Genomic DNA, 13,712 nt, shown 5'->3' with positions numbered 1-13,712 from the left:
TGGTGTTTCTCAGCGCTCAAAGAGCGCGATGGATTCGACGTGCGCGGTGTGCGGGAACATGTCCATCACGCCCGCCGAGGTCAGCCGGAAGCCATGCTGGTTGACCAGGATGCCGGCGTCCCGCGCCAGCGAGGCGGGGTGGCAGGAGACGTAAACGATGCGCCTGGTCGCCTTGTGCGGCAGGTACTCCAGCACCTTGTCGGCGCCGGCCCGCGGCGGATCGAGCAGGATCTTGTCCCACGGCTGGCGCGCCCAGTCGCTGCCGCGCTGGTCTTCGAACAGGTTGGCGACGTGGAAGCGCGCGTTGGCCAGGCCGTTGCGTGCCGCGTTCTCGGCGGCGCGTTCCACCAGGCCGTGCTCGCCTTCCACGCCGACCACCTCGGCCACGCGCCGGGCGATCGGCAGGGTGAAGTTGCCCAGGCCGCAGAACAGGTCGAGCACGCGGTCGGTAGGCTGCGGGTCGAGCAGATCCAGCGCGCGCGCCATCATCTTCGCGTTCATGCCGGCGTTGACCTGCACGAAATCGAGCGGGCGAAATTCCAGCTCGACATCGGGCACGCCCTCGCCCGCCGCAATGCGGAAGGCCAGATGCGACTGCTCCGGCCAGATCAGGTGCACGCTGCTGACGCCGCCGGGCTGCAGATAGATGGCGAAGCCGTGCTGCTGGCCGAACGCGGTGAGCGTCGCGCGGTCGCGCTCGCTCAACGGCTGCAGGTGGCGGAACACCAGCGCGATGCCTTCGTCGCCGCCGGCGAACTCCACCTGCGGGATGTCGCGCGCTGCGTCGAGTGTGCCCAGCATGTCGGCGAGCAGGCCGATCTTCGGCCCAAGCGCCGGATGCAATACCTCGCAGTGGGCGATCTCGGCCACGAAACGGGGGTTGGCCTCCTGCCGGAAACCCACCAGCACGCGCTCCTTCTTCGGCACGTGGCGCACCGACAGGCGGCCCTTGCGACGGTAGCCCCACGGCGCATCGGTAAGCGGCTCGAGCCACTGCTGAGGCGACACCTTGCCGATGCGGGCGAAGTTGTCCGCCAGCACGCGCTGCTTGGCGTGGATCTGCGCGGCCGCGTCCATGTGCTGCAGCGAGCAGCCGCCGCACTCGCCGATGTGGCGACAGCGCGGCGTCACCCGATGCGGCGACGGCACGATCACTTCCACCACCTCGGCCTCGTCGAAGTGGCGATGGCGCTTGCGCAGGCGCAGGCGTACCTGCTCGTCGACCAGCGCGCCGCTGACGAACACGGTCTTGCCGTCGATGCGGGCGACGCCGCGGCCGTCATGGCTGAGGTCGGTGATGGTGGCTTGGAGTTCTTGCATGGCGCTCAAAACAAGGCGCCCGGGTCGAGGGACCCGGGCGCGGGATGCGGATGGGGCCCGCGGACGCTTATTTGCGCTTCCAGGCGCCCGCAGCGTCCTGATAATACCAGCCGGCCGGCGCGCGCTCGATCCAGCCCTTGGCAAAGGTGGCGCGGATCTGCGGCTCCCATTCCGGATGACCATTCGCGCTGGCGACCTCGCGATACAGCGCGGCGCGATCGCGGTTCTCCTCCGCCACGGTGGCGTTGACCTGCGCACGCTGGCTCAGGGGGACGGCCGAGGCGTCGCGCACGGCCACCATGCCGTCATGGGTGAAGCCCACCGCGCCGCTCTTGAACAGGTCACCCAGGCCGCCGTTGAAACGCGACTGCATGCGCTGGCGGATCGCCTCGGTGGTGGCGTTCTGGATGCGGATGTTCGGCGCGTCACCGGCATAGGCCACCGGCACCAGCAGGTTCAGCAGCATGGCCGAGGGATGCGGCTTGGCCGGCGGGGGCGGCGTGTCTTCCTTGGGTGCGGGCTTGCCGGCGTTCTCCAGCACGGTGCCGATGAACTGGTCGGCGGCCTTCTGCGCCGCAGCCTCGGGGAAGTACACATTGATGGTGACGCAGCCGACCAGCGCCACCATCACGGTGGTCAGCAATCCATAGACAAGCTTGCGCATGATCGACTCCATTGGGCGGAAAAGTGCGTGTGGCGGCAGCTCAGCGAACTTCCGGCGCGTTGCCGGCGATGGCGGCCTTGAGCCGGCGGATCAACGTGGGCCAGTCGACATCGGACTCGTGACCGATGACTTCCAGATGCGGCAGGCCGCTGCCCTCGACGATAGTGTAGCCGTCCGCCGTCGGCTCGAGCCCGCTCATGTGGCAGACCGAACCCTGCAGGCGGCAGTCGAGGCCGATGCGCTTGTAGCCGAAGGTCTTGAACAGCTTCAGCACCGCGCCCTGCAAACCGGCCGCGACGCCGCCGCCACCGACGGAGGTCAGGTTGTTCACGGCGCGCTGGCTGATCCGGCCGCCCTCGTCGGCACGCAGCCGCGCATCGAACGCCACCGGCTGCCAGTTCACCAGCCGCAGCTGCTTGATCGAGCCGTCGAGGGTGCCGGTGATGCTGCCGAAATCGAACACGCTGGTGATCCCGCCGAGGTCGAGCTGGCGCAGGCTGATGTCGCCGGACAGCACCGGGTTGTCGCCAAACGGCTGTTGCAGCGTGAGCCCGGTGAGGTCGACGAAGCCACCGAAGACGTTGATCGCGAGGCCGCCGGCGAGCGAGATCTCGTCGCCGGTGACGGTCAGGCCGGAGATGGCGCCACCGAGCGTGCCCGGGAACGACGGCCAGCCCATGGCGCGGCTGAATGCGCTCATGTCGACGCCGCTGACGGCCAGCGAGGCAGTCAGCCGCTGGCCCTTGGCGGCAGCCGGCCGCCAGCCGAGTTCGCTGATGCGCACGCGTCCGTCGAGCAACGGCATCGACACCGGCTGCTGCAGCGCCAGCAAGCCATCCCGGCTTTGCCACTGCGACTGGGCCGCGCCGTTGGCGAGACGATAGAGCCTGATGCCCTGCCAGCTCAGCTCGGTCGCCGGGCGGGTGCCGTCGCGAGCCCAGTCCAGGCCGCCTTTCAGCGCCTCCACGCCGATCCGGCCGGCGCCGTCGGCAAAGCTCATGCCGTCGGTGCGGAAGGTGAAGGCGTGCAGGCCGTCGTCGCGCAGGTCCAGCGTGGCAGACAGTTCGCCGGCCACGGTGAGGTCAGTCAGACCGAACGTGCCCAGCCAGGCCGAGCCGTAGCGCTCGTAGGCCGCCGGAAGGTTCATCTGCAACTGCGAGACGGCCAGCGCGGTCAGATCGCTCCTGGCGTTGAATGCCATGGAGGCGGTCAACTGCATCGCATCGGGGTCGCCCACGTGCAGATGCTTGAAGACGAGCCCGCCGTTGCGCGCGCTGGCGTCGAGCGACAGCTGCACGGCATGGTCGGGCAGGCGTGCGTAGATCGGACCGAGCAGCAACTCGCCGTCGCGCAACGTGGCGTCCAGGCTGATGCGCGACGGGCCCTGGGTGGTGTCGAGCGTGAAGCGGCCCGCGCCGTCGAGGTTCTGCGCGGCCAGCGTTCCGCTGGTGGAGTCGAAGCCGAGCGCACGCAAACCGAACCGGCCCGAGGCCTCGATGCCTTCGTCACGCTGGTCCAGCGCCACCAGCGCATCCACCCGTCCCCCGGTGGCCTGACCAGACCACACCGTGCTCAACAGACCCTGCAGCCAGCCGAACGGGAGATTCTTGAGCTCGATCTGGGCGTGGCTGAGCTGGTCCAGTGGGACCGCCGTGGTGGCCTGCGCAGTGCCCTGGCGGAGGTCCAGCAGCAGCGTGTTGGCAGCCTCGTCCACCTGCAGGCTCACTGTTGCGTCGGTGAGCGCCCCACCCGGCGCCCGCTGCAATGCGGCGCTGCCGTCGAGGATCCAGCGCAGGTGCGGGTCGCGCTGAAGCACGCCGTCCACGTGCAGGCCCACGCGACGCCAGCCCATCACCGGCACGTCGGCGCGCGCAGCATCGAGCTGGATGCGCAGGCCGCCCTGCGGCCCGGGCGTCACCAGCACGTGGACCTGCTGCAGCGTGACGCCCGGCACGCGCAGCGTACGGGCGGCCATCTCCACGCCCGCGCGCGCCGGCGTGACCAGCAACAGCAGCAGGAGGACCGACCAGGCGAAGCGGTTGGATTGGGCACCCATGGCCGCCCATTCTGCCAAACTCGGATGAACGACAAGGATTTCGTCATGACGCCGCCCCCTCGTTCCGCCTCCCGCCCCCTGCCCCGGCCCGCCGCCGTACCGCACGTACTGATCGCCGACGACGATCCGGCCAGCCGGCGTTTTCTGCATGACGCGATGATCGCGCTGGGCGCCACGGCCGAAGCCTGTGGCGACGGAGCCGCCGCCATTCGTGCAGCAGGCACCACCGCGTTCGACCTGCTGCTGCTCGACTGCCGGATGCCGCGCGCCGGTGCCAGCGAGGTACTGGCTCAGCTGCAGGGCGACGCCGAGGCCGCATCGCATGCGGCGGTGGCCGTAGCGACCACGGCGGAGCTGGCTCCCGCGCACCGGCCGCAGCTGCTGGCCGAAGGCTTTGCCGACATCCTCCTCAAGCCGTGCCAGTTCGATGACCTGCGGCGCGTGTTGCGCCTGACGCCGGCCCATCTGCAGCAACTGCCGGTGCTCGATGACGACGCCGCGCTGCTGGCCAGTGGCGACTCCCACACGATGGCGGCACTGCGCCAGCTGCTGCAGCAGGAGCTGATCGCGGTGCGCGGCGAACTGGACAATATGCCTGCGCAAAGTCCGGCGTTCCGCGACCGGCTGCACCGGCTGCGCTCTTCCTGCGGGTTTTGTGGAGCGACCGCGCTGTCGGCCCAGGTGGCTGCGCTCGAGCGCCAGCTGGCCAGCGCACCGGAGCGTGCGCAGGCGGCCATGGCGCGCTTCCAGGCCGCACTGATGGAGACGCTCGACGCACTGGACGAACCGCCGGGCTGAAACGCCCCGGTTCGGGGACCTGACTCAGCGCCGCGCCAGCGCCGCGCCCAGCACCTGCCACGAGCGCAGCTCGCCGCCGCCGAGATGGAAGCGGATGGTCTCGCGCATCATTGCGCGCAGCGCTTGCAGCCCGGCAGCGTCCGGCGGCCGATCCTCGGCCAGCGCGAGCAGGCTGGCTCCGTCGATCGTGCCGGCCTGCCGCACCGCTGCACGGACCGGCCCACGCTCGGCGCGGTAGGCGTACGCCTCACTGGCGATGACCGGTTCGCCGTCGATGTCGTGGGTCAGCACCAGCGCATAGCCCAGCGACTGCAGGAAGTCCCGCTCGAAGCGCCGCAGCGTCCACGCCATCGGCTCGCCACGCGCCAGCCGCGACAGCGCATCGGCATACGAGGCGAAGACCTCGGGCTGCGGATCCTGGCGCCCTGTCAGCTTCACCACCAGTTCGTTGAGATAAAGGCCGGCCAGGCCGGCGTCGCCGATCAATCGCGCTGGCGCCGCGGCCGGCTCGGCCGTGCGCAACGTGGCCAGCTCGCCGCGCAGCAGCAGGTCGAACAGCAACGGCTGGAACGGTTCCAGCTGGGCGCGCTGCAGCTGGCCTTTCCCGCTGCGCGCGCCCCTCGCGACCACGCCGATACGGCCGTGGTCGCGGGTCAGGCATTCCAGCAACAGCGACGTCTCGCGATACGGTCGCGCATGCAGGACATACCCCGGCTGCTGGTCGATGCGCACGTCGGCTCAGCCTGCGCTCGCGGCCGGATCGCCGCCCGCGACATGGCCCGCGTGCGGTCGGGGCGACCGGTGCAGGGGCGCGATGTCAGTCGGTGTAGCCAAACTTCTTCAGCATGGACTCGTCGTCCACCCAGCCTTCGCGCACCTTCACCCACAGCTTGAGGAATACCTTGCGCTCAAACAGGCGTTCCATGTTGCGTCGCGCCGAGCTGCCGATCGCCTTGAGCTGGGCGCCGCCCTGCCCGATCACGATCGCCTTCTGGCCGTCGCGCTCGACCCAGACCACCGCGTGGATCTCGGCCACGCCGTCGGGACGGTCGGCGAACTGCTCGATTTCCACGGTGGTGGCATACGGCAGCTCCTGGTCCAGCCGCAGCATCAGCTGCTCGCGCACCATCTCGGCGGCGAGAAAGCGTTCGCTGCGGTCGGTCACCTCGTCTTCGCCGTACATTGGCGGCTGCACCGGAAGCCGGGCCAGCAGGCCTTTCTCCAGCTCGGCCAGCCCCTGCTTCTTCAGCGCGCTGAGATAGTGGATCTCGTCGAAGGCATGGGTTTCGGCGAGCTTGGCCACGAACGGCAACAGGGCGCCCTTGTCCTTGTTCAGGTCGACCTTGTTGATCGCCAGCAGACGCGGGGTGTCCTGCTCGCCCAGGGCTGCGTAGACGGCCTCGTCTTCGTCGGTCCAGCGGCCCGCCTCGATCACCTGCACCGCCACGTCGACATCGCTGATCGCCGAGCGCGCGGCGCGGTTGAGGCTGCGATTCATCGCCCGCTTGGCACCGCGGTGCAGCCCCGGCGTGTCGACGTAGAGAATCTGACCGGCGTCGGTGGTGTTGATGCCCAGGATGCGGTGACGCGTGGTCTGCGGCCGCGGACTGACGATCGACAGGCGAAAGCCGATCAGGGCGTTGAGCAGGGTCGACTTGCCGACGTTCGGGCGGCCCGCCAGCGCCACCGTGCCGCAGCGAAAATCATCGTGCGGAAGAGAGGGCGCACCGGCATCGGCGGCGTCGTTTTCGTGGTTCATGGTCGTCGGTCTTGGAAACAGGAAAGATGACTAGCATCGCGCTGCCGGGGCAGCGGCGCCAGCTGGGAGGAATTCTGCGGGCGCCGGATCAGCGGCCGGTCTGTTCGAGCAGGCGCAGCAGTACCGACTCGGCGGCATCCTGCTCCGCCGCGCGTCGGCTGCTTCCGCTGGCGTCGGCCTGCAGCGGCACAGGCTCCAGGATCGAACAGCGCACGTCGAACTGCTTGGCGTGATCGTCGCCGTGGCTGCCGATCAGCTCGTAGCGGGGCAACGGCCAGCCGCCGCCCTGCAGGTGCTCCTGCAGGCGGGTCTTGGCGTCCTTGGAAGAACGTGGCAGCGCCGCGATGCGCGCCGCGAAAAGCTGCCGGACCACCTGCCGGCACGCCTCGAATCCGCCATCAAGATAGACCGCCGCAATCATCGCCTCGAACGCATCGGCAAGGATCGACTCGCGCCGGAACCCGCCGCTCTTGAGCTCGCCGGGCCCGAGTTTGAGCCGGTCGCCCAGCGCCAGCTCCTTCGCCATCACCGCCAGCGCCTGGCCGTTGACCAGCTGGGCGCGCAGGCGCGACAGCTCCCCTTCGCTGGCGTTCGGGTGAGCCTCGAACAGCATCTCGGCAACCACCGCCCCCAGGAACGCGTCGCCCAGGAACTCCATGCGCTCATTGTTCGGCCGACCGACGCTGCGATGGGTCAGCGCCAGCTCGGCCAGCGCAGGGTCATTGAAACGAAACTCAAGCTCCAAGGGTCACTCGCCCACGTTGCCCTTCAGCGGCACGCTGTTGTCGAAATGCATCAGGAAATCGATGTTCGCGACAAACGGCACCTGCTTCTCGTAGCTGACAACGAGCGTGGACGCGCCGTTGCTCCGCTCCAGGGTGATGTCCTTGGGCTGGATGGTGGCGTCGTCCACGTACTGGAAATCCATCTTGAACAGCAAATCGCGGCGGATGGCGTCGAGCGAACGATCGTTCGCGCCGCTGCTGGCGATCTGCGCCATGGCCTTCTTGACGCCCATGAACTCGACGTAGGACGGCACCAGCTTCATCGCCATGAAGCCGAAAAATGCGACCACGACGAGAATGACCATAAACCCGATCAGGGTGATGCCCGACTGCTTTGTCTTCATAGTCCCCTCGCTATGCCGCGATCGCGGCAACCCCTGTGATGGACACCGCAGCCCTCCCGACGGAAGGCTGCGGCCCCGGTTTTGTGGCGCTGATTCTGCCCGCTGGAACGGCTCAGGTCACGCGCCGTCCGTCGCATATCTCAGTGGATCAACGTGCCGATGCGGTTCCAGGCAACGCCCCCGGTGTGCAGGCCCTGCCAGCTGAACCAGATCAGGAACGCCTTGCCTGCGAGGTTCTTTTCCGGCAGGCAACCCCACCAGCGGCTGTCGGTGCTGTTCTCGCGGTCATCGCCCATCACGAGGTAGCAGCCTTGCGGCACCTTCGACGGCACCAGGTCGTTGGGAATGGTGTTGGTCGCCATCCGCGCGGGCATCCTGGCTACCAGATGATTGACCGTCTTGCCGTGCTCGCCGGGCAGATGCTCGTTCCACACCGAGGCGCCGAAGAACAGCAGCTCCGCGTCCGCCGCACGTTGCGCGTTGCCGACGTAGGGGCCGAGCTCGTCGGACGGGACCGGCGTACCGTTGATCACGACCTGGCTGTCGCGCACCTCGATGGTGTCGCCCGGCAGGCCGATCACGCGCTTGATCCAGTTCTGGCTGGGTACTGCCGGAAGCGGGTTCGGGCAGCTGTGGTCGCTGCCGGTGGCCGGCGACGTGCCGTCTTCGCCACCGCCGATGCGCTGGAGCTTGCCGTTGGCGTCGCGGCACAGGTAGCCCGGAAACCGGAAAACCACCACGTCGCCCCGCTTGGGCTCGCCAATGTCCAGGAACTTGTTGTTGAACGCCGGCAGCCGCAGGCCATACGCGAACTTGTTGACCAGGATGAAATCGCCCACGTCCAGCGTCGGCATCATCGATCCGGAGGGGATGCGGAACGGCTCGGCCACGAACGAGCGCAGCAGCAGCACGATGAACACCACCGGGAACAGCGAGCGCGCCCAGTCCACCGGCACCGGATCGCGGTACTCGGCACCGGCAGCGTCCAGCCGGGCTTTGCGCTTGCGATAGAAGAACAGCCGATCAAGCCCCCACACCACACCGAAGAGCACGGTGAGGCCGAGCAGGATCGCCGAAAAATCAAAATCCATGTGTCGCTCCGTCGTCGGAAGGCCGCAGCAGCCGAGGCCGCCGAGGGCAGCTGGCCAGCTGCCACGCCCCCATTATTTGTCCACTTTCAGCACGGCCAGGAAGGCTTCCTGCGGAATCTCCACGCGGCCGACCTGCTTCATGCGCTTCTTGCCTTCTTTCTGCTTCTCCAGAAGCTTCTTCTTGCGACTGACGTCGCCGCCGTAGCACTTGGCCAGCACGTTCTTGCGCAGCGCCTTGACGGTGGAGCGGGCGATGATCTGGGCGCCGATCGCCGCCTGGATCGCCACGTCGAACTGCTGACGCGGGATCAGGTCCTTCATGCGCTCGACCAGGTCGCGGCCGCGCCGCTCGGCATGCACGCGGTGCACGATCAGGCTCAGTGCGTCCACCCGATCGCCGTTGATCAGCACGTCTGTGCGCACGAAGGGGCCGGCTTCGAAGCGATCGAAGTGATAGTCCATCGAGGCGTAGCCGCGGGAAACCGACTTCAACCGATCGAAGAAGTCGAGCACCACTTCGGCCAGCGGGATCTCGTAGGTGATCTGCACCTGGGTGGCCAGGTACTGGATCGAGCGCTGCACGCCGCGCTTCTCTTCACACAGCGTGATGATGTTGCCGATGTAGTCCTGCGGTGTGAGGATGCTGGCCACCACGATCGGCTCGCGGATCTCGTCGATCTGGGGGATCGGCGGTAGCTTGGCCGGGTTGTCCAGCGCCATCACCGTGCCGTCGGTCTTCAGGATCTCGTAGACCACCGTCGGTGCGGTGGTGATCAGGTCCAGGTCGTACTCGCGCTCCAGCCGCTCCTGCACGATTTCCATGTGCAGCATGCCGAGGAAGCCGCAGCGAAAACCAAAGCCCATCGCCTCGGACGATTCTGGCTCGAAGAACAGCGCGGCATCGTTCAGGCGCAGCTTGTCCAGCGCCTCGCGCAGTGCGGGATAATCGTCGGCGGCCACCGGGAACAGGCCGGCGAACACGCGCGGCTGCATGGTCTGGAAGCCCGGCAGCGGCTTCTCGGCCGGCTTGCCGGCGTGCGTGAGTGTGTCGCCCACCGGCGCGCCGTGGACATCCTTGATCGAGGCGTTGATCCAGCCCACTTCGCCGGCGCCAAGGCGGTCGAGCTTCTTGCGCTTGGGCGTGAACACGCCCACGTCGCCGACCTCGTGGGTGCGCCCGGTGGACATCACCAGCAGCTTGTCGCCGGGCTTGATCTCGCCCTGCATCACGCGCACCAGCGAGACCACACCGAGGTAGTTGTCGAACCACGAGTCGATGATCAGCGCCTGCAGCCGATCGGTGTCGCGCGGCCTGGGCGGCGGGATGCGCGCCACGATGGCCTCGAGCACCTCCACCACGTTCAGGCCGGTCTTGGCGCTGACCGCCACCGCGTCGTCGGCATCGATGCCGATCACCGCTTCGATCTCGCCCTTTACCTTGTCGACATCGGCGGTGGGCAGGTCGATCTTGTTGAGCACCGGGACGACTTCCAGCCCCATCTCTACCGCGGTGTAGCAGTTGGCGACCGACTGCGCCTCCACGCCCTGGGCGGCGTCAACTACCAGCAACGCCCCCTCGCAGGCCGCAAGTGAGCGGCTGACCTCGTAGGAGAAGTCGACGTGGCCGGGGGTGTCGATGAAATTGAGCTGGTAGGTCTTGCCGTCGCGGGCCTTGTACGGCAGCGATACGGACTGGGCCTTGATCGTGATGCCCCGTTCGCGCTCGATCGGGTTGGAGTCGAGCACCTGGGCTTCCATCTCACGGTCGGCCAGCCCGCCGCAGATCTGGATGATGCGGTCGGCCAGGGTGGATTTGCCGTGGTCGATGTGCGCGATGATGGAGAAGTTGCGGATCAGTTCCATGGGCTACGCTGTCAGCTTGCACCGCCGTGCGCGTGCTGCGCAGGCAGCGTGTCGCCGGGGTGGCGACACGAACCCGGCATTATCGCATGGAACCGCCCCGTGCCCGGCAGGCCGGCGGCAGGTCGCGAAACCGCCGCCGGCGGGCTGGATCACTTGCGATCGGGCACGGTCAAGCCGATGAAGCTGCTCTGCTCGCCGCGGCGCACCAGCAGCAGCACGGTGCTTCCGGGGCGCACGTCCTTGGTCGCTTCGCGGAAGTCGCCGACGCTGCCCACCGCGTGCTGGTCCACCCGCAGGATCACGTCGCCCGGACGCAGCCCCGCCTCGGCGGCCACTTGGCCCTGAACATCAGTCACCTGCACGCCCTCGCCGGAGCGCAGGCCGAGCTGGCTCCGGTCGCCCGCATCGAGCGGACCCACGGTAAGCCCCAGTGCCGCCGCGCCAGTGGCTTGCGACGGCACGCTGCCGCGCCCGGCCCGCGCCTCGGGATCGCGCGGTGCCGCCCCGACGGTCAGCTGCAGGGTCTGCCGCTTGCCGTTGCGCAGGATCTCCACTGGCACCTTGCTGCCCGGCTTGGTCAGGCCGACCAGCGGCGGCAGGTCGCCCGGCTGGTCGATGATTTTGCCGTCGTAGGACAGGATGATGTCGCCGGGCTCGACCCCGGCCTTCTCCGCGCCGCTGTCGGGGCTGACCTGGGTGACCGCGGCGCCGGCGCCACGATCGAGCTTGTAGACCTTGATCATGTCGTCGGTGACGGCCTGCACCATCACGCCCAGCTGGCCGCGGGTCACATAACCCTTGGACTTGATCTGCTCGACCGCGTTCATGGCGACGTCGATCGGGATCGAGAACGCCACGCCCAGATAACCTCCGGTGTTGGAATAGATCTGCGAGTTGACGCCCACAACCTGGCCCTGCAGGTTGAACAGCGGGCCGCCCGAATTGCCGCGGTTGATCGGCACGTCGGTCTGGATGAACGAGGTGTAGGGCTGGTCGCCGCCACCAAGATTGCGGCCCACGGCGCTGACGATGCCTTGGGTCACGGTGTAGTCGAAGCCGAACGGCGAGCCGATCGCCAGCACCCACTGCCCGGCCTTGAGCGACTGCGAATCGCCAATGCGCACGGCCGGCAGCTTGGCGTCGGAGTTCACCTTGAGCACGGCGATGTCGTACTGCGGGTCGGTGCCGATCACTTTCGCGGTGAGGGTACGGCGGTCCTGCAGCCTTACCGTGACCTCGTCGGCGTGGTCGACCACGTGGTTGTTGGTGAGAATGTAGCCGTCGCTGGAGATGATGAAACCCGAGCCCAGCGAGGTGTGCTTCTGCTCTTCCGGCGAGGGCATCATGGGCATGCCGAAGAACCGTCGCAGGATCTCTGCCCGCTCGTCGTCGCCCGGCCCCGCCTGCGGACCGCCGGGCAGGCTCGGCTGGCTACGCCCGTTGTATTTGGCTTCCACGTGCACCACCGCCGCCGCGTTCTGCTCGACGATGCCGGTGAAGTCGGGCAGCGTGCCCGTGGGTGCGGCCACCTGGGCCTGTACGCCGCCGGCGGTAGCCAGTCCGATCAGCACGCTGCAGGCAAGCAGGCGCAGGTTGGGACGACTCATAAGCTCCTCCTGGGGATGATGTCAGACAACAAAACGCCGCCAGCGCGCGTGGCGCGACAGAACGGCGGGAAACACGCAAAGCGGAAAGCGCCGCGGCGGTACACACGCGGCGACGACCTGCCTAATGTGCCGTGGCGGACTCACGCATGGCACGGCGGGCCGGCTGCCGCGTCGGATCGATCAGCAGCAGATAACTGCCATCGGCGTTCTGCAGCGTCCGGTAACCCTTCACCTGATAAGGCGAGAGCGACTGCTCGTACGGCAGCAGCGAGTCAGCCTGCGCTCCCGCCGGGCCAGGCACCCCGAAGGTGGCCGAGGCACGCTGGCTGTAGCGGAAGGGATTCGTGCTGGACAAGGACACGGGAACCGCTGCCGGGGCTGTCGCAGCAACCTCGGTCGCCGGCGCGGCGCCATCCGCCCTGGCAACTGCCGGTGCCGCTGCAAGCTCGCCGCGGCGACCGGTGTCGGCCGGCTGCGTCGCCATCAGCGCCACCACGGCGACGCTGGCGGCAATCGCGCCGCCCGCCGAAAGACGCAACCACTGCCGGCCGCGCCGACCGCGCGGCGCAACCGCCACCGAGACGGCTTCCCCATCCACCGCGCGCATGACGCGCTCGGCGAACGAAGGCGAAGCCAGCACGCAGACCTGCCCACGCAGGCCGTCGCCGGCCAGGTGGAACCGATCCCACTGCTTCTGCAACGACACGTCGTGATCCAGCCGACGAAGCAGGAAGCGCAGCTCCTCGCGGCTGAGCTCTCCATCCATGCCGGCAGAGAGGTGTTCGGGATTGACTTGATTCATGTCTGATCCTCGCGATCGGACAACAGTGGACGCAATTTTTCGTCGATGGCTTCGCGGGCCCGGAAGATGCGCGAACGCACCGTTCCGATCGGACAACTCATCGCTTCGGCGATGTCCTCGTAGCTGAGGCCGTCCACTTCCCGCAGGGTGATGGCGGCGCGCAGCTCTTCGGGCAGGGCTTGGACCGCAGCGAAGACGGTTTGTTCCACCTGCTGGCGCATCAGCTCGCGCTCGGGCGTGGCCGTCTCGTGCATGCGGTCCGACCCCGGCACGAACACCGCGTCCTCGACGTTGATGTCGTCCGCCGGCGGCCGGCGGCCCAGGGCCACCAGGTGGTTCTTCGCCGTGTTGACGGCAATCTTGTACATCCAGGTGTAGAAGGCGCTGTCGCCACGGAACGACCCGATCGCACGCCAGGCACGCACGAATGCGTCCTGCGCGATGTCCTCGGCCTCGGCGTGGTTGTTGGCGTAGCGCGAGACGAGGCCGATCACCTTGTGCTGGTACTTGCGCACCAGCAGGTCGAAGGCTCGCTTGTCCCCTTTCTGGACACGCTCGACCAGCGCATGATCCAGTTCGTTATCGCCCATCCGGGCCGTCTCCTTGATTACTGTCGCCACGTG

The 13,712-nt window shown here is 68.0% G+C and carries 13 protein-coding genes; 1 reads left to right on the top strand and 12 read right to left on the bottom strand.

All coding sequences use genetic code 11. From position 1 onward, the window contains the following. Positions 1-9: 9 nt before the first annotated feature. From rlmD to VFG40_RS04535, 3 genes are all read right to left on the bottom strand, one after another. Positions 10-1,320 carry a 23S rRNA (uracil(1939)-C(5))-methyltransferase RlmD gene (gene rlmD / locus VFG40_RS04545; RefSeq protein ID WP_324895349.1) on the bottom strand — a complete coding sequence of 437 codons (1,311 nt, stop codon included), beginning with the start codon at positions 1,318-1,320 and terminating at the stop codon, positions 10-12. Between the two features lie 67 nt (positions 1,321-1,387). Continuing rightward, positions 1,388-1,984, bottom strand: a complete 597-nt coding sequence (locus VFG40_RS04540) for a YdbL family probable chaperone protein (protein WP_324895347.1) — start codon at positions 1,982-1,984, stop codon at positions 1,388-1,390. Between the two features lie 40 nt (positions 1,985-2,024). Next, positions 2,025-4,040 (bottom strand): AsmA family protein, encoded by a 2,016-nt coding sequence (locus VFG40_RS04535; protein ID WP_324895345.1) that lies wholly within the window; start codon positions 4,038-4,040, stop codon positions 2,025-2,027. A 45-nt stretch (positions 4,041-4,085) separates the two neighbouring features. Here VFG40_RS04535 and VFG40_RS04530 point away from each other — a divergent pair, with 45 nt between their 5' ends. Continuing rightward, on the top strand, positions 4,086-4,838 hold the full coding sequence (locus VFG40_RS04530) for a response regulator (protein WP_324895343.1): 753 nt from the start codon (positions 4,086-4,088) through the stop codon (positions 4,836-4,838). 24 nt (positions 4,839-4,862) lie between these two features. Here VFG40_RS04530 and recO read toward each other — a convergent pair whose 3' ends face one another. The 9 genes from recO to rpoE all read right to left on the bottom strand — a co-directional run bounded on the left by recO (position 4,863) and on the right by rpoE (position 13,679). Further along, complete coding sequence (gene recO, locus VFG40_RS04525) at positions 4,863-5,570, bottom strand: DNA repair protein RecO (protein WP_324895341.1); 708 nt, start codon at positions 5,568-5,570, stop codon at positions 4,863-4,865. 85 nt (positions 5,571-5,655) lie between these two features. Beyond that, positions 5,656-6,597 carry a GTPase Era gene (era, locus tag VFG40_RS04520; RefSeq protein WP_324895339.1) on the bottom strand — a complete coding sequence of 314 codons (942 nt, stop codon included), beginning with the start codon at positions 6,595-6,597 and terminating at the stop codon, positions 5,656-5,658. 88 nt (positions 6,598-6,685) lie between these two features. Next, the gene (gene rnc / locus VFG40_RS04515; protein ID WP_324895337.1) at positions 6,686-7,342 is read right to left on the bottom strand and encodes a ribonuclease III; all 657 of its coding nucleotides are present in this window, start codon (positions 7,340-7,342) and stop codon (positions 6,686-6,688) included. A gap of 3 nt (positions 7,343-7,345) precedes the next feature. Further along, a complete protein-coding gene (locus VFG40_RS04510) occupies positions 7,346-7,726 on the bottom strand; it encodes a DUF4845 domain-containing protein (protein WP_324895336.1) in 381 nt (126 codons plus the stop codon). Between the two features lie 140 nt (positions 7,727-7,866). Beyond that, complete coding sequence (lepB, locus tag VFG40_RS04505; RefSeq protein WP_324895334.1) at positions 7,867-8,817, bottom strand: signal peptidase I; 951 nt, start codon at positions 8,815-8,817, stop codon at positions 7,867-7,869. A gap of 72 nt (positions 8,818-8,889) precedes the next feature. Then, positions 8,890-10,680 (bottom strand): translation elongation factor 4, encoded by a 1,791-nt coding sequence (lepA, locus tag VFG40_RS04500; protein ID WP_324895332.1) that lies wholly within the window; start codon positions 10,678-10,680, stop codon positions 8,890-8,892. Positions 10,681-10,829: 149 nt separating this feature from the next. Then, entirely contained in the window at positions 10,830-12,287 is a 1,458-nt protein-coding gene (locus tag VFG40_RS04495; RefSeq protein ID WP_324895330.1) for a Do family serine endopeptidase, read from the bottom strand. 121 nt (positions 12,288-12,408) lie between these two features. Continuing rightward, positions 12,409-13,089 (bottom strand): sigma-E factor negative regulatory protein, encoded by a 681-nt coding sequence (locus VFG40_RS04490; RefSeq protein ID WP_324895328.1) that lies wholly within the window; start codon positions 13,087-13,089, stop codon positions 12,409-12,411. Next, positions 13,086-13,679 (bottom strand): RNA polymerase sigma factor RpoE, encoded by a 594-nt coding sequence (gene rpoE, locus VFG40_RS04485; protein WP_324895326.1) that lies wholly within the window; start codon positions 13,677-13,679, stop codon positions 13,086-13,088. Before rpoE ends, VFG40_RS04490 begins: the two co-directional genes overlap by 4 nt. Between the last annotated feature and the right edge of the window lie 33 nt (positions 13,680-13,712).

The organism is Dyella sp., assembly GCF_035685805.1.
In the GTDB taxonomy this organism is placed as follows: Bacteria; Pseudomonadota; Gammaproteobacteria; order Xanthomonadales; family Rhodanobacteraceae; genus Dyella_A.
Note: the sequence above shows the minus strand (reverse complement) of the source record. Positions and strands in the feature narration are given on the sequence as shown.